The following is a 16,496-nucleotide window of genomic DNA, read 5'->3' on the forward strand; positions in this document are numbered from 1 at the left end:
ATGACAGCTACAGAACCAGTGCGCACCCGTTCGTCGATCGTGCGGGTGGTCGGCGCGAGTCTCGTCGGAACGACGGTCGAGTGGTACGACTTCTTCCTGTACGGGGTCGCCGCATCGGTGGTGTTCGGCGACCTGTTCTTCCCGAAAGGCGAGGAGCTCACCGGAACGCTGCTGAGCTTCGCCACGTTCGCGGTCGGCTTCTTCGCCCGTCCGATCGGCGGTGTGGTGTTCGGGCACTTCGGTGACCGGCTGGGCCGCAAGCAGTTGCTGGTGTTGTCGCTGCTCATGATGGGCATTGCCACGTTCGCGATCGGTCTGCTGCCGACGTACGCACAGGTCGGTGCGCTCGCCCCCATCTTGCTGACGGTGCTCCGGCTCATCCAGGGGTTCGCGCTGGGTGGTGAATGGGGAGGCGCGGTGCTGATCGTGTCGGAGCATGGTGATCCGGCACGGCGTGGCTTCTGGGCGTCCTGGCCGCAGGCGGGTGCGCCGGCGGGTCAGCTGATCGCAAACGGCGTACTGGCCGGGTTGGCTGCGTTCCAGACGGATGCGGCCTTCGACTCGTGGGGCTGGCGCATCCCGTTCCTCTTGTCCGCGGTCCTCGTGCTGGTGGGGCTGTGGGTGCGGCTGCGCATCGAGGAGTCACCTGTCTTCCAGGAGGCGCGCGCTCGCTCGCAGGAGGAGCCGGCGGAAAGGCTGCCGATTCTCGAGGTGATCACCCGGTACCCACGTGAGGTGCTGACCGCGATGGGTGCGCGGATGGCGGAGAACGTCAGCTACTACATCTTCACCATCGTGATCGCGACGTACGCGAAGGAACACCTCGGCATGGGCAAGTCGTTCGCCCTGAACGCCGTACTGATCGCCGCGGCCGTGCACTTCTTCGCCATTCCGCTCTGGGGCGCGCTGTCGGACCGCATCGGCCGCAAGCCGGTGTACCTCATCGGCGCGGTCGGTGTCGGCATCTGGGCGTTCCTGTTCATCGCGCTGGTGGACACTCGCAACTTCGCCCTCGCGACGCTCGCTGTGACAGTCGGTCTGGTGCTGCACGGTGCCATGTACGGACCGCAGGCGTCGTTCTTCACCGAGCTGTTCGGGACGCGGGTGCGGTACTCCGGAGTGTCGGTCGGCTACCAGCTCGCATCGATCGTCGCGGGCGGTCTGGCGCCGTTCATCGCAGTAGCCCTGCTGAAGGCGTACGACTCCGGGTACGCGATCGCTGTGTACGTCGCGGCCTGCGCGGTCATCTCCATCGTCGCAGTGACGTCGTACTCCGAAACACATCGTCGGGACCTCACTACTCTGTAGAACCATGGAGGAGCTTCTGCGGCTGCTGGCCGAGGATGCGTCCGGGAGCGAGCTGGCCCGGGCGGCGGGCGAGGACGCGGTGGCACGCGACCTCGCCCTGCGGATCCGGGCGGGCATGGACGCCAGCAAGAAGCGTGAGGCCGAGCTGTCCGCACTGGTCGACGTGGCGCGGGAGCTGGCGTCCGCCCGCGACCCTGGCGGCGTACTGCACACCATCGTCCACCGCGCCCGCACACTCGTCGGCACGGACGTCGCCTACCTGACCCTGTACGACGAGACCCGTGGCGACACGTACATGCGGGCCACCGACGGCTCCGTCTCGGCCGCGTTCCAGCAGTTGCGGTTGCCGCTCGGCGCGGGACTCGGCGGACTGGTCGCGGAGACCTACAAGCCGTACTGGACCGCGGACTACCCCTCTGACCACCGCTTTCGGCACACCACGCCGATCGACGACGCAGTCGGCGAGGAGGGGCTGGTAGCGATCTGCGGTACGCCGTTGGTGGTCGACGGAGCGTTCGTCGGGGTGTTGTTCGCGTCCAACCGGACACGACGCCCCTTCAGCCGTGACGAGGTGTCGCTGCTCGGTTCACTGGCCACACTGGCCGCTGTGACCCTGGTGCAGGTACGTGCCGCGGCGGAGACCGCTGCGGCACTGGACCAGCTGTCTGCTGCACACGCGGGCGTCGAGCACGCAGCCGCCGCGCACGACCGTTTTGCGGAGATCGTGTTGTCAGGCGGGGATGTGGACGCCATCGCCGCCGCACTGGCCGAGCTGCTCGACATGTGGGTCGTACTGGTCGATGCCAGCGGCAACGAGCTGGCAGCGGCCGGAAACGTCCCCGGTACGCCGGTGCCGTGGCAGGAGTCCGAGTCCGGTCGATTGACTCGCATCGGTGACTGCTGGGTCGTGGCAGCGACCGCGAAGCGCGAACGGCTCGGTGCGCTGGTCATTGGCGGTGCCGACGACCTGTCCGGCGCAGATCAGCGCATCGTCGAGCGAGCAGCCGTCGTCACGGCACTGGTCCTGCTGTTCCGTCGACAGGCCGCTGAGCAATCCCAACGTGCACAGGCAGACCTGTTGGCCGACGTACTGAGCGGAAGCGCCGATCCGCGCGCTCTGACCGATCGACTCCGGTTGCTCGCTCCCAGCCACAGTCACGATCGCCTGGTCGTCGCAGTGTGCCGTGGCGACCACACCGCCGTACGTGCTCGGCTGTCCGCACCGCTGGAAGACAGACTGGTGCTGTCTGGTCCGTACGGCGGGGACTTGGTGTTGCTGTTTGCTCGTACGAGCGCCACGTCCACAGCACGCGACCTGTCCGAGCTGGCCAAGCGCACCGGCGTGACAATCGCTGTCACCGGCCCCGCGACCTGGGGAGAGCCCTTGGTCGAGGCACACCGACAGGCGTCTCGCCTGGTCACCACGATGCTCCGCCTGGGCCGCACCAGCGAATCCGCGACGCCTGACGACCTCGGCGTGGCAGGCCTGGTCGGAGCCTCCGAGGTCGACGTACGCACCCACGTGCACCATGTGCTCGGCAAGGTCCTCGACTACGACACCCAGCGAGGCACCGACCTCATCGGCACACTGCAGGCGTACTTCGCCGCCGGCCAGAGCCCAACCCGAGCCGCCACCTCACTCCACATCCACCCCAACACAGTCCAACAACGCCTCGACCGCATCACCGCCCTACTAGGCGACGGCTGGCAGTCTCCAGACCGCGCCCTCGACGTCCAAGTAGCCCTCCGCCTCCACACCGCCCTCGGCTGATCCCTGTCAGCCGTTCGGCTGACACCACGTCATCCGAACGATGTGGCCTGTCATCCGTTCACCCGCTGTGACGAAATCCGCTGCACCGCCACTCTTTAGGCGAGGTCAACGCGCAGTGCGGTGACACAGGGTGGCGTCAGGGGGTCGGGATGTCAGACGGGCGGATCATTACGGTCTTCGCGGCCAAGGACGGCAGTGGCAAGACCACCGTCGCCACGAACCTTGCGGTCGCCTTGAGCTCCCTGGGCACCCGCCGCGTCTGCCTGGTTGATCTGGACCTGCAGTTCGGCGACGTCGCCTGCATCCTCGGCCTGCGTCCGGCGCGCAGCCTGTGCGACGCCTTGCCGTGGGCAGGACGCCTGACCAGCGAACAAGCGGTTGGGCTGATGACGCCGTTCCGCCCGGGCCTGGACTGCCTGCTGGCTCCGACAGGTCCTGGCAACGCGATGCAGATCCCGCAAACCCTCATCGACGAACTCCTGCCCGTACTGCGTGATGCGTACGACTATGTGGTCGTCGACACGCCGGCGCAGTTCAACGCATCCGTACTCGCGGCGCTGGACGCGGCCGACCACCAGGTGCTGGTCGCGACGTCGGAGCGGCCGTCGCTGAAGAACCTGCGGCTGACGCTCGACGTCCTCGACCTGCTGTACGACGCGAGCGCTCGGTCGGTCGTGGTCAACCGGTCGGACCGTCGGGCCGATCTGACCGCGGCCGACGTGGACCAGCTGGTCAGGACTCCGATCACGGTCCAGCTCCCCAACTGGACCGACGTACCCGCCTCCATCAACCGGGGCGAGCCCATCACCGTCGGCTACCCGGACCACCCCGTCAGCCAGGCCGTGCGCGAGTTCGCCGACGTCCTGGTCGCGAGTGATGGGAGGTGCAGCCGCGATCCGCCCTCCGCGTAGCACCGCCTCACATCCATCAAATCCTTTGCACAGAAAGAGAAAACCAATGCTCAACCGAATCCACGAAGCCCGCAAGAACGAATCCGGCTTCACCCTGATCGAACTCCTGATGGTCATCATCATCCTCGGCGTGCTGTCCGGCATCGTCGTCTTCGCCGTCAACGGCATCCAGGACCGTGGCGCCGAGAGCGCCTGCAAGACCGATGTCAAGACGGTAGCCGTTGCCGCCGAGGCCGCCTACGCGCAGAACGAGGCCTACCCGCTGACCATGACTGCTCTCGTGGCCAGTGGCTTCCTGCACTCGGAGGCCGCCAGCGTGGAATACGCCGCGACCGCCACCGCGATCACGACGCTCCAGGGAGCGGCTACCAGCAAGTGCGCCGGCTTCAAGGGCTGATCGTCTGACTCCGGTGGGGAGGGGTTCCCCAAGGCCCTTCCCCGCCGGTTCCACGCTGCACACACCAACTACCTGGAGAAGCACCATGATCAGTCTTGCTCGTGGCAGCCGGGTCGACCTGCTGCTCGAAGAGCTCTGGAACGCCGGCGGCACCGACCTCCTGCTGACTGCGGGCATGCCACCACAGCTCCGCGTCCACGGACGCCTGTACTCCGTCAACGGGTTGGACCCACTGACCCGCGACGACACCGACACCCTTCTCGGCGAAGTCCTGACCGCCGAGCAAGCTGCACTCTGGAACACCAAGCACGAACACGACTTCTCGTTCTCCTGGCGCGACGAGGCCCGCATCCGCGGCAACGCCTTCACCCAGCGCGGTGACACGGCGGTCGCGCTCCGGATGCTCCCGCGCCAGATCCCGACCATGGACGAACTCGGCCTGCCGCCCGTCCTGTACGACTTCGCCCGCAAGCATCAGGGGCTGGTCCTGGTAACCGGCCCGACCGGCTCCGGCAAGTCCACGACCCTGGCCGCGATGATCGGCCAGATCAACACCGACCGCGCCTGCCACATCATCACCGTCGAGGACCCGATCGAGTACGTCCACGACCACAAGCTCTCCGCGGTCAACCAGCGCGAGGTCGGCAGCGACACAGCGAGTTTCCCGGACGCGCTGCGTTCGGCGCTGCGCGAGGACCCCGACGTACTGCTGGTCGGTGAGATGCGCGACCTCGACTCGATCCGCTTCGCCCTGACCATCGCCGAGACCGGCCACCTCGTCTTCGCGACCCTGCACACCAACGACACCGCACAGTCGCTCGCCCGCATCATCGACGTCTTCCCGGCCGAGCAGCAGGCTCAGGTGCGAGTCCAGCTCGCCGCCGCGCTGACCGGAGTCGTGTACCAACGGCTGATTCCACGGATCGGCGGTGGCCTGATCGCGGCGTACGAGGTGATGGTCGCCGACGCCGCCGTACGCAACCTGATCAAGGAAGGCAAGACGCACCAGCTGCGCAACTCGGTCGTCACCGGTCAGCGCGACGGGATGCTGACGCTCGAACAGTCCCTGTCGACGCTCGTGCAGAACGGCGTCATCACGTACGACGACGCCGTCGCGCGCAGCCTCTACCCGAAGGACGTCGAGGCGCGGCCGCGGCTGCGGGCGGGGGTGCCGGCATGAAGCTCCGCAAAGCCGCCCCCGAAGCCCGGCACGCCGCGCCGAACCTGCGGCCCGAGGTCCTTCCCGCCGCCACCGAACAAGACCTGCACATCGAGCGGACCCGCGCTCGTCACCTCGCCGAGCAGTACAACCTGGAACTGGTCGACCTGCGCACGGCCAGCCCTGACCCGACCGCCGCAGCCCTGATCGACGAACACACGGCCCGGAGTCTGGTCGCCGTACCGCTCGAGGTCCGCGACGACGTCGTCACGGTCGCGGTGGCCGACCCGTCGGTTGTCGAGGATCTGCAATCCGCACTCGGCCGGCGGGTGATCGTCAAGCTCGCGGCGCCGAGCGACGTCCTGCATGCGATCGGTACGGCCTACCGCGCGCTGACCGGTATCGACGACCGGGTCAAGGTCTTCGAGGCTCGCGACGCGGTTCGCAAGGATTTCCGCGAGGATGCACCCGGGGCCAGTGTCGACGCGCCCGTCGTGCAGGTCGTCCAGCTGGTGATCACCCAGGCGTTGCGTGACCGGGCGTCCGACGTACACATCGAGCCGCACGGCGACCGCGTCCGCGTCCGCTACCGCATCGACGGTGCGCTGCACGACGTACTCGAGCTGCCAGGGTCGATCGGCCCGGCGGTGGTCAGCCGGATCAAGATCCTGGCCGACCTCAACATCGTCGAGCGTCGACGTCCGCAGGACGGCCAGATCAGCATGGACGTCGAGGGGCGGCCGGTCGACATCCGGGTCTCCACGACATCGGTGGTCGGCGGCGAGAAGGTGGTACTCCGCTTGCTGGACAAGAGCCGGCCGTTGTTCCGGCTCGAGCAGCTCGGGATGCCGGACCAGATGGCCGCGACGTACTCGGGCCTGCTCAGAGCGCCGTACGGCATGGTCATCTGCGCCGGACCGACCGGCAGCGGCAAGACCACGACGCTCTACGGATCGCTGGGTGAGATCAACAGCCCTGAGCGCAACATCATGACGATCGAGGACCCGGTCGAGTACACCTTCGACTCGATCAACCAGATCCAGATCAACGAGGCGGCCGGCATCACGTTCGCCGGCGGTCTGCGGTCGATCCTGCGGCAGGACCCCGACGTGATCCTGGTCGGCGAGGTTCGCGACGTGGAAACCGCGCGGATCGCCGTACAGTCCGCGCTCACCGGCCACTTCGTGCTCTCGTCGCTGCACGCGACCGACGCCGCGACCGCGTTGCACCGACTGCTGGACATGGGGATCGAGACCTTCCTCATCGCATCCTCGGTGACGGCTGTGGTCTCCCAGCGTCTGGTACGACGGGTCTGCACGAACTGCCGCGAGTACTACGAACCGAAGGCCGAGGAGCTCGCGTTCCTTGCCAGCGCCGGTGGCGCGACGCCGGCAGACGGCTTCCTGCACGGCGCGGGCTGCAACTTCTGCGCCCAGACGGGTTTCCTGGAGCGGACCGGTGTGTACGAGCTGATGCCGGTATCGGACGCGATCCGTGAGCTGGTCGTCGACCGTGCCTCGCACGACGAGATCCGCAAGGTGGCGCGGTACGAGGGCATGAGAACCCTCACCGAGGAAGGCGTCCGGCTGGTCGAGCAGGGCATCACCACCGTCGGCGAGGTCATGCGTTCCATCTACATGGTCGGGAGCTGACCGATGACCAGATTCGCGTACGTCGCGATCGCGCCGGACGGCCAGGTCGCGAAGGGCACCGCCAAGGCGGAGAGCCGTGAGGATGCGGAGCTCGCTCTCTACGAGCGCGAGCTGCGCGACATCCGGGTCACCGAGAAGCGCAGCCTCCTGCAGTTGGAGATCACCCCGCGCCGGGTGAAGCGCGAGGAGGTCATGCACCTGTCCCGCCAGCTGGGCGCGTTCATCAGGGCCGGCTTGCCGTTGATCGACGCCGTGCACTCGCTCGGCGAGGAGGCCGACAACGCGTCCGTACGCCGCATGATGGCCGAGGTCGAGCACGGGCTGCGCGGCGGCGAGAAGCTGTCGGACTGCTTCGACCGCCATCCCAAGATCTTCCCTGAGTACTACCGCGGCATCCTCCGCTCCGCGGAGCTGAGCGGTCAGCTGGACACGGTGCTCGGACAACTGGCGAAGTACCTGGAACGCGACCTCGAGGCCCGTCGCAAGGTCAAGCAGGCCATGATCTACCCGTCGATCGTCGCCGTGATGTCGATGGTCACGGTGGTCGTACTGGCCGCGTTCGTCCTGCCCCGCTTCAAGGACTTCTTCGACAGCCTGCATGCAACACTGCCCCTGCCGACCCGGATGCTGCTCGCGATAACAGACTTCTTCACCGCATGGTGGTGGGCTGTCGGCGGTGGCGTCGCACTCTTCGCCCTGCTGATCCTCGGCGTGGTGCAGACCCACGGCGGCCGTTATGCGCGGGACAAGCTGTTCCTCGCTCTGCCTGTGCTCGGCAACACGATCCAGTTCGCACTCGTCGAACGGTTCTGCCGCATCCTGGCGTCGATGGTGGGCGCCGGAGTGCAGCTGCCCGAGGCCCTCCGGGTGGCCACCGGCTCTCTCCCGAATCTTGTCTTCCGGCGCTCCCTCGGCATAGCGAGTGAGGCGCTCCTGGAAGGAGAGGGTCTGGCCCGGCCCCTGGCCGCGACCAAGCTCTTTCCCAGGACGGCGGCCCAGATGATGCGGGTCGGCGAAGACACCGGAACGCTGGACACCCAGTTGGAAGTCACCGCCGAGTACTACGAGGGCGAGCTCGATTACAAGCTGAAGAAGCTGATCGGCCTGTTCGAGCCGCTCGTGATCGTTGTCATGGGCCTCATCGTGGGCTTCGTGGCGGTCGCGCTGGTCTCGGCGATGTACGGCATCTTCCGCCAGGTCCAGACATGACCAGCCCTCGCGGAGAGCAGGGCGAATCGCTGCTGGAGGTCCTGATCGCGGTCGCGATCATGGGCATCGCGGTGGTCGCCATCATGGCCGGCCTGGTGACCAGCGTGCTGGTCTCCGATGTCCATCGCAAACAATCGACCGCAGGCACCGCGGTCCGTGACTACGCCGAGGCGATCCAATCTGCGGTTGCTACGGGCAACTACCAGGCTTGCGGGACGAGCTCCTGGTACCAATCGCACTCCGGCTTCACCACTCCGGCGGGGTTCACCCCGACGGTCGTGACCGGCTCGATGCGGTACTGGTCCGGCAGCGCATGGCAGTCGAGCTGCACCACGGATCTCGGGCTTCAGCAACTCACGGTCCAGGTGGCCAGTGACGACGGTCGGGCCACCGAGCGCGTGGACGTCGTACTGCGGAAGCCGTGCGGACTGGAGACGTCATGCTGACCCGCAGAACCCGCCCCGAGGCCGGATTCACCCTGGTCGAACTGATGCTCGCGGTGGCGATCCTCGCAATCATCACGGTGCCGTTGGCCAACGTCGTCATCGGTGCCCTCCGGAACACCACCGACACCTCCGACCGGCTGGAACTGTCGCACGACGCCCAGATCAGTTCGTCGTACTTCGCTCGTGACGTCGCCGAGCTCGGCCTGCGGGACTGGGCCGCGATCAACGGAGACTCGGTGCCGTTCAGGCAATCGGTGCAGCTGAACGCGGCGTACAACGCCGGCGGATACACCTGCGGCTCGACGACCGCCGCGCTGCGGCTGCTCTCGGACGCATGGAATCCAGCGGTATCGATGCAGGACGCCGCCACCAATGTCGTCGCGTACTACCTGAAACCGGTCGGTGCCGTGAGTGAGTTGCACCGGATCAAGTGCCTTGGTCCCGCGATCACCGGGACAGACGTCGTCCTCGCGCACAACGTGAAGCCCGGGAGTCTCGCTGTGACCTGTTCGAGTGACTGCGAGAGCACCGACGTACCGGACCAGGTGAAGGTGACGTTCCAGGTCACGCGGGCATCCGTCGGCGACTACCCGATCACCCTCAACGGTCAGCGGAGGCAGCAATGAGAGACCGCATCGCGCGCGCCCGAGCTCGCGGCGACGAAGGCGCTGCGCTCGTCCTGGCGCTGATCGTGATCACTGTGGTCGCGCTCAGCCTGACCGCGCTCCTCAACCTCTCGGACACCAGCGTGCGCACCACCGTCGGCCTGCGCGACCAGGTCGCCGACACCTACAACGCCGACGGCGCAATGCAGGCCGCGATCAACAACCTCCGCAACAGCACCTACAACCACAACGCCGGCCAACACTGCTTCGGCGCGAGCGACACTCTTCAGCTGAGTAGCTTCTACGGATCGAGCTCAGCCGCGGTCACCTGCACGGCCGACCCGAAGAAGGTGCTCATCCAGTGCCCGTCGCTCTCGCAGTGCAACCGGCCCGGCAATGCCATCCTCACCCTGGGCAAGATCTCCGGAGAGGACGGACTGAACATCCAGCAGCCGACCGGTTCCACCTTCCGGGTTCACGGCAACGTGTTCTCCAACTCCAACATCAACGTGGTGAACGGAGCGCTGAACACCAACGCCAACGCCTGGGCGCGTGGTAGCTGCGCGGGCACGATCCAGGCCGTTCCGGCGGCGGACTGCAACATCGGCGGAGCGAGCAATCCGCTCGGGGACGACCCGGGTTATCTGCCGGCGGCGTCGATAGCAGGCTTGCCGCACCGGACACTTCCGAGCTGTACGACGCCGAACTCGGTGATCCGCTTCGAGCCCGGGTACTACGACGACGCCAAGGGCCTGTCCGACATGATGAGCTCCAGCAGCTCGTGCAAGGGCAGTACGTTCTGGTTCCCGCCGGTGTACGACGGGAGCGGCAAGCCGGCGGCAACCGGCGTGTACTACTTCGACTTCCACAACAGCGGCGACAACGCCAACCCGTTGCTGAACTCCAACGGTGGCGACGTCTGGACTGTCGACAACGGTTACCTGGTCGCCGGTACGCCGGTCAATTCCGCAGGCGCGATCATCTCCACCCCGCCCGTGCGACCGACCATCCCGGGGTCGTGCGACAACCCGATCAACAACGGCAACGCGATCGGTGTGCAGTTCATCTTCGGCGGCGAGAGCCAACTGGCCGTCAGGGCCGCACAGGCCGAGCTCTGCGGGACGTACGACTCCAACGCAGCGCCGGTGGCTCTGTACGGGTTGTCGTCGGGATCGGAGACGCCGACGGCGTGGGCCGACGCAAGCGCACTCAAGCTCGACGCCGTGAGCAGGGCGGGCGGATTCGGCGTCACGGCGTCCCCGTCGAGCTTGTCCGCCATCGACAACACTGGGTTCGCCACCTGGAAGAGCACGAGCAAGAACGACTCGACGGTCATGACTGTCGACGGCTTCGTCCCGCCGAGCGCGGTGCCGGCCGGATCGGTCCTGCAGTCCGCAGCGGTCAAGGTCGTTCATCGGCACAGCGATCCGGCCTCGACGGAGAAGTTCGATGTCACGCTGAAGGTCAAGCCTTCGAATCTGACCGTCGGTGATTCGATCACGATCCCGGCGAACAGCGGAGCCTTCCGCACGGATTTGATCCCGCTCGACGCTGCTCGCACCGGCGCGATCGCAGATGCCATTTACAAGGGGACCTTCAGCGGCGCGACGATCACCCTGACGCCGAACCTCGCCAACCCGGCCAAAACCGACCTGCTGGACATCGACGCGCTGCAGTTGGAGCTGAAGTTCACGCCGCCGGCTTTCCGGGCCGGCAGCGGATGTGTCCGCACCGGGCCGTACACCGGAACCGGCAGTACGAGCTGTGCCCTGGTGTCGACACCGAACCAATCCGGCAACCAGTTCTACGTTCAGGGAACGACGTACACGCCGAAGGCCGCATTGGACATCACGCTCAACAACGCGGCTGAACAGGTGTTCCGGTTCGGGGTCGTCTCCAGGTCGTTGTGGATCAAGGAGACCGGCAGCTTCTCCTATGGCGGTGTGGTGATCGAAGTGCCTGACGACTCGCCCGGGTTTGTCTTCAGCTTGTACTTGTCGGCGTACATCTGCTCCGGTGCGGGACCGTGTTCGGCCGGTGGGGCGCCGGTGCTGCGATCGAAGGTGGCCCTTGTGGACAGTAATCCGATGGCCCCCAGTCCAGGGCATCGGCAGGTGACTGTGCTCAGTTGGTCGAGGCCGGGATGATCGCGCTGTTCGCCGGGCTGCTCGGACTGGCCGTCGGGTCGTTCCTGAACGTGGTGATCTACCGGGTGCCGCGAGGCGAGTCGGTGGTGAATCCGCCGTCGCACTGCCCGCGGTGTGGCAGTCTCGTGCGTCCCAGGCACAACGTGCCCGTGATCGGGTGGATCATGTTGCGCGGGAGATGCGCGGACTGCCGGTTGCCGATCAGCGTGCGGTATCCGCTCGTCGAGCTCGCGACCGGCCTCCTGTTCAGCGCGATCGCCCTGCGGCTCGACACGGTTGCCGCGCTTCCGGCGTACCTCTGGTTCACCGGAGCCGGTGTGGCGCTCGCGCTGATAGATCTCGACGTACGACGGTTACCGAACGCGATCGTGGCGCCGTCGTACCCGATTCTGCTGGCGCTGCTCGTCGGCGCCGCCGCGTGGGACCACGACGGGCGGGCGCTGATACGGGCTGTGATCGGCGGGGCGGCGCTGTTCGGGTTCTACCTGCTCCTGGCGGTGGCGTACCCGGCGGGGATGGGCTGGGGTGACGTCAAGCTCTCCGGCCTCGTCGGCGCCGTACTGGCGTACCTCTCATGGCAGGCGTTGCTGGTCGGTGCCCTCGCGGCCTTCGTGCTCGGTGCGGCCGTCGGCCTTGTGGTGATGGGGATTGGGCGCGGTGGCCGGAAGACCGCGCTACCGTTCGGGCCGTTCATGATTGCCGGCGTCCTGCTCGCCGTCTTCGCCGCGGGCCCGCTGTCCGCGTGGTACGAGGCGCTCCTCGCCTGATGCTGCCTGGCCTCCGCCACTTGGTTACGGAGCGTTTAGGTCGTTTAGATTAAAAGCACCCGTTTGAAGTGCGTAACAATCCGTTGAGCGTGCCCGATCATAGTTACAGCAGGTGATACTCGTCACGCTGTGCTGGGGAGTCAACGGGGGCATACATCATGGGCAAGCCGATCACGGTCGTAGTCATCGACGGCCACACATTGACCAGGTACGGACTGATCCGGCTGGTCAGCGCCGACTCCGAGATCAGCATCGTCGGTGAGTGCGGGCTCGCCGCAGAGGCGCCGGCCCAGATCGCGGCCGCGCTCCCTGATGTAGTCATCCTCGACGTGATGCTGCCGGATGCTGACGGCCTTCGGCTCGCCCGTGAGTTGCGTGACCGGCATCCGGCACTGGGCATCGTCGTACTCACGTCGCACGACGAGGACGACGTCCTGTTCCGGGCCCTGGAGACCGGGGTGTCCGCGTTCGTGGGCAAGACCGCCCCGAACGCGGAAGTGCTCGGGGCGATCCGGCACGCTGCGGTGGCGGCCGTCTCCTTCACCGCGACCGGTCTCGCATCGGCTCTCGCCCGACGCGGGCAGGTTGCCCCGCGGCCGGTCACCACTCTTGCGCTCAGCCCGCGGGAGCAGGAAGTCCTGTCGTTGCTGGCCAGTGGGCACTCGGTGCCGGCGATCGCGGCCTCGATGTTTGTCAGTCTGTCGACGGCCAAGACGTACGTGTCCCGCCTCTACGACAAGCTCGGAGCGACGAACCGGGCCAACGCGATCATGGCCGGGCTGCGCCTCGGTCTGATCAAGTCCGAGCTGAGCGCTACCGCTTAGGGCACCAGCACCAGCCTGCCGCGCACACCGCCCCCAGCCAGGCGCTTGTAGGCGGCCGCGGCCTCCGTGAGCGGGTGAACGTCCGCGACGCGAGTCGAGAGCGGTCCTGCGTCGACCAGTCGCACCAGTTCCTCCAAATCACTCCGATTCGCTTGCACGAAGAGCTGCTTCAGGCTGATCCCTCGGAGGTGTGGTGGGCGCGGTCCTCCTTGTACGTGCACATGGCGGCCGCCGTTGCGCACAGCCTCCTGGGCGCCGACACCGACGACCGCTGCGTCCACCAGGGCGTCGACGCCGCCCGGCGCTATCCGCCGTACCGCTGTAGCTAGGTCCTGCGACCGGTCCACGAAGTGTTCCGCGCCCATCAGCCGCACCAGTTCCTCGTCGTGCGCGCTGGCGGCAGCGATGACGGTCAGGCCGAGGTACTTCGCAATTTCTACTGCGTACCCGCCCACTCCTCCTGCGGCTCCGGTGACCAACAGCGTCTGACCTGGCTCAGGCTCGAGCGCCTTGATCGCCTGCAGCGCTGTCAGGCCGTTGAGCCCGAAGGTCGCGGCCTCGGTCAAGGCGAGTTTCCTCGGCACCGACGTCGCGGCTTCCTCGTCCAGGACTACGTACTCCGCATGAGTCTTGAGATCGCGCCCGAGCAGGTCCGCAACTCCGACCGCAGTGTCCCCGATGCGAAGCCGGCCTCCGCGCGTGGTTTCGCGGCCATCGTTCTGGGTCGGCCCGAAGGCGTCCACGGTGCCGGCGACGTCCCAGCCGAGGCCGAACTGTTGCCTCGCGGCAGTCAGGCCGAACTCCACCGGCATCCCGGCACTGACCGCCAGATCGACGGGATTGACCGCGGCGGCGGCCACCTTGATCCGTACCTGCCCCGCGGCCGGCTCAGGTACGTCGGTCTCGATCAGTTCGATCGCCTCCGGCCCGTCCAGCCGGCGGGCGACTAGTGCGCGCATATCGTTCTCTCCTCGTGGTGTCTGGGACTGCACCACTCTCGGAGAGCTACTCTCTCCTGGGAAGTACGCACTTCGGAGTGCGTTCCGTACGTCGAGGAGAGCCATGCCGACCCGCACCGCAGCACAGCTCCGCGAAGAGGCAGCGCGCGAGTACGACGCGTTCCTGGCGACCTGTCCTGCGCGGCAACTCCTCGACCGCATCAGCGACAAGTGGGTGACGCTCGTACTGACCGCCCTCGCGGACGGCCCGCAGCGCTACTCGGACCTGTCGCGCCGCATCGCCGGCGTCAGCCAGAAGATGCTGACGCAGACCCTCCGTTCCCTGGAACGCGACGGCCTCCTGACCCGCTCGGTCACGCCGTCCGTCCCCGTCCGCGTCGACTACGACCTCACACCACTGGGCCGGACCCTGATGCCACTCATCTCCGCCATCAAGTCGTGGGCCGAAGCCCACATGCCCGAAGTAGCCGCCGCCCGCAGCACCTACGACGCGAGCACCCCAGCATGACCGCTTCGGACGGGGCAGATCGTCGGGTGGTGGTGGTTGTCGTGCCGGCCGCTGGGACCTGGGCTCCGCCGGGCAGGGACTCCGAGGCGTGGCGGTTGGCGATGGCCGAGGACACGTACGAAGTGATCGCTGCGCTCGACCGGGTCGACGTCGCGGTCGCAGTCGCCGGTAACGAGAACGCTGTGGCCGAGGTGCGCGCACTGACCTGGCCCGGCACACCGACGTACGCCGTCGATCCCGATCGGCCCGTCCTGCATGCGGTGGAACTCGCCGGCCCGGCCGCAGCAGTGGTCGCGGTGTCGCACGACGTACCGGACCTTCCCGGGCTGCTCATCGGCAAGCTGTTCCGTGCCTTGAGCAACGCCGACATCGCCGTCACGCCCGCCGAGGACGGCTCGCTGGCGGCCATCGGCGTGAAGCTCCCCGTCGCCGACTGGCTCGTCGAACTCGCCCCGACGTTCGACACTCCACTCGAACTCCTCGAGGCCCGCAAACCCCGCCGTCACGCCGTGGCGATCGGGCCCGGCTGGCACCGTCTGCGATCGAATGCTGACCTAGCGCGACTGGATCCCGGCCTCGAAGGCTGGGACGCCACGAGATCCATACTTCGTCACTCCTGAGCCGTCACCTTCCCCCCGCCCGCTCGTTCACCATGCAACGGGGAACGCGGGCAGTACGGGGAAGCCCAAGTGATCGCCGATGCCGTTCAGGGGCGGCACCCGACGACGACCCGACCGCACCGGGGGGATGCGGTTCGGGCCTGCCATACAACGGGGATCGCACCACAACGGCGTGCCGCAGTCGGGGACTGCGCACACCGGCAGCACCACGGGGACACGGGGATGCGGTATCACGGGGACGCGGTATCACGGGGAGCGCTGTACCTACGGGGATCATGGGGGACGCACGATCGCGGGGATCGCAGTACAACCAGGGGAAAGGCACGGGGGTGCCTGAAACCGCTTTACCAGCAGGCGATCACAGCACGGGGGCAGTACAACGGGGACACAGGTGGTTGTTGCGGGGCTGAGGTGGGGAGTGCCCTGCTGTGGGGAGGTGGGCCGGCTGACTTGAGTCGGCCCACACGCCTGTGTTCCTCGGGCGGTCAGGTCTGCGGGATCTGGTGGTTGGCTCGGGTTGCGAGGCTCTGGACGCTGGTGTCGGTGTCAACCGGAAGGGCGTTCAGCGGGAACCACGCCAGGTCGTCCGACTCGTCGCTGACGACGTACTCCGTCGTTGTCGCGGTGACCAGGAACTGCACGTCGAGGTGGTACGCACCTGCGCAGCCGCCGGCCTGCAGGAGATGGCGGGAGAGCTGGAGCGGTTCACGGCTCACCGTCAGCCCCGGGAGCCCGGACTCCTCGGTCGCTTCGCGTAGGGCAGCGCCGCTCAGCGTGGTGTCGCCGGGCTCGCAGTGGCCGCCGAGTTGGAGCCATCGGCCGACTGTCTTGTGCAGGGTCAGCAAGGTGTTCTGACCCGTGCTGTCGACGACCAGCGCGCTGGCCGTCACGTGCTCCGGTCGGCAGCTCCGCCACATCCCGTCCGGATGCGTCGCCAGGTGCCGCAGGTAATGCGCCCGCAGCTCCTCCTGCTCCGCATCGGGCGCACGCCACCGCTCCAAGACCTCAACCGCATCCCCATGAAGCATTCCGCAAGTGTCCCCACCCCGACCCAATCACTCCCAGGCGGGGTACGACGACCACCCCAGTCGGGGGGTAGGACGACCACCCCGAGGCGGGGGTAGGACGACCACCCCGAGGCGGGGGTAGGACGACCACCCCGAGGCGGGGGTAGGACGACCACCCCGAGGCGGGGGTAGGACGACCACCCCGA

General features: G+C 67.3%; 16 protein-coding genes. 14 read left to right on the forward strand and 2 right to left on the reverse strand.

Translation table 11 applies throughout. From position 1 onward, the window contains the following. The 12 genes from EV647_RS25625 (at position 1) to EV647_RS25680 (ending at position 13,196) form a co-directional block, all read left to right on the forward strand. Complete coding sequence (locus tag EV647_RS25625) at positions 1-1,308, forward strand: MFS transporter (RefSeq protein ID WP_134007059.1); 1,308 nt, start codon at positions 1-3, stop codon at positions 1,306-1,308. A gap of 4 nt (positions 1,309-1,312) precedes the next feature. Continuing rightward, entirely contained in the window at positions 1,313-3,079 is a 1,767-nt protein-coding gene (locus EV647_RS25630; RefSeq protein WP_134007061.1) for a helix-turn-helix domain-containing protein, read from the forward strand. A gap of 149 nt (positions 3,080-3,228) precedes the next feature. Next, positions 3,229-3,990, forward strand: coding sequence for an AAA family ATPase (locus EV647_RS25635; RefSeq protein ID WP_134007063.1), 762 nt, complete (start codon positions 3,229-3,231; stop codon positions 3,988-3,990). Positions 3,991-4,036: 46 nt separating this feature from the next. Next, positions 4,037-4,387, forward strand: a complete 351-nt coding sequence (locus tag EV647_RS25640) for a type II secretion system protein (RefSeq protein ID WP_134007065.1) — start codon at positions 4,037-4,039, stop codon at positions 4,385-4,387. 85 nt (positions 4,388-4,472) lie between these two features. Further along, on the forward strand, positions 4,473-5,567 hold the full coding sequence (locus tag EV647_RS25645) for a type IV pilus twitching motility protein PilT (RefSeq protein WP_134007067.1): 1,095 nt from the start codon (positions 4,473-4,475) through the stop codon (positions 5,565-5,567). Next, entirely contained in the window at positions 5,564-7,198 is a 1,635-nt protein-coding gene (locus EV647_RS25650; RefSeq protein ID WP_134007069.1) for a GspE/PulE family protein, read from the forward strand. The genes EV647_RS25645 and EV647_RS25650 overlap by 4 nt, the downstream gene beginning before the upstream one ends. Before the next feature lie 3 nt (positions 7,199-7,201). Then, entirely contained in the window at positions 7,202-8,407 is a 1,206-nt protein-coding gene (locus tag EV647_RS25655; RefSeq protein WP_134007071.1) for a type II secretion system F family protein, read from the forward strand. Next, positions 8,404-8,853, forward strand: coding sequence for a prepilin-type N-terminal cleavage/methylation domain-containing protein (locus EV647_RS25660; protein ID WP_134007073.1), 450 nt, complete (start codon positions 8,404-8,406; stop codon positions 8,851-8,853). Before EV647_RS25655 ends, EV647_RS25660 begins: the two co-directional genes overlap by 4 nt. Then, positions 8,847-9,479 (forward strand): type II secretion system protein J, encoded by a 633-nt coding sequence (locus EV647_RS25665; protein ID WP_134007075.1) that lies wholly within the window; start codon positions 8,847-8,849, stop codon positions 9,477-9,479. The genes EV647_RS25660 and EV647_RS25665 overlap by 7 nt, the downstream gene beginning before the upstream one ends. Then, positions 9,476-11,605 carry a hypothetical protein gene (locus EV647_RS25670; RefSeq protein ID WP_134007077.1) on the forward strand — a complete coding sequence of 710 codons (2,130 nt, stop codon included), beginning with the start codon at positions 9,476-9,478 and terminating at the stop codon, positions 11,603-11,605. Before EV647_RS25665 ends, EV647_RS25670 begins: the two co-directional genes overlap by 4 nt. Next, complete coding sequence (locus EV647_RS25675; RefSeq protein WP_202876310.1) at positions 11,587-12,372, forward strand: A24 family peptidase; 786 nt, start codon at positions 11,587-11,589, stop codon at positions 12,370-12,372. Before EV647_RS25670 ends, EV647_RS25675 begins: the two co-directional genes overlap by 19 nt. Positions 12,373-12,530: 158 nt before the next feature. After that, complete coding sequence (locus tag EV647_RS25680; RefSeq protein ID WP_134007079.1) at positions 12,531-13,196, forward strand: response regulator transcription factor; 666 nt, start codon at positions 12,531-12,533, stop codon at positions 13,194-13,196. Here the strand turns inward: EV647_RS25680 and EV647_RS25685 are convergent. Continuing rightward, entirely contained in the window at positions 13,193-14,155 is a 963-nt protein-coding gene (locus tag EV647_RS25685; protein WP_134007081.1) for an NADP-dependent oxidoreductase, read from the reverse strand. The two genes, EV647_RS25680 and EV647_RS25685, sit on opposite strands and share 4 nt — an antisense overlap. A 103-nt stretch (positions 14,156-14,258) precedes the next feature. Between EV647_RS25685 and EV647_RS25690 the strand changes: the two genes are divergently transcribed. Then, a complete protein-coding gene (locus tag EV647_RS25690; protein ID WP_133785548.1) occupies positions 14,259-14,663 on the forward strand; it encodes a helix-turn-helix domain-containing protein in 405 nt (134 codons plus the stop codon). Next, on the forward strand, positions 14,660-15,283 hold the full coding sequence (locus tag EV647_RS25695; RefSeq protein ID WP_134007083.1) for a DUF2064 domain-containing protein: 624 nt from the start codon (positions 14,660-14,662) through the stop codon (positions 15,281-15,283). The genes EV647_RS25690 and EV647_RS25695 overlap by 4 nt, the downstream gene beginning before the upstream one ends. 485 nt (positions 15,284-15,768) lie before the next feature. Here the strand turns inward: EV647_RS25695 and EV647_RS25700 are convergent, their stop codons facing one another. Then, a complete protein-coding gene (locus tag EV647_RS25700; protein ID WP_134007085.1) occupies positions 15,769-16,311 on the reverse strand; it encodes an NUDIX hydrolase in 543 nt (180 codons plus the stop codon). Positions 16,312-16,496: the final 185 nt, after the last annotated feature.

It is taken from the genome of Kribbella sp. VKM Ac-2566, assembly GCF_004366005.1.
Classification (GTDB): domain Bacteria; phylum Actinomycetota; class Actinomycetes; order Propionibacteriales; family Kribbellaceae; genus Kribbella; species Kribbella pratensis.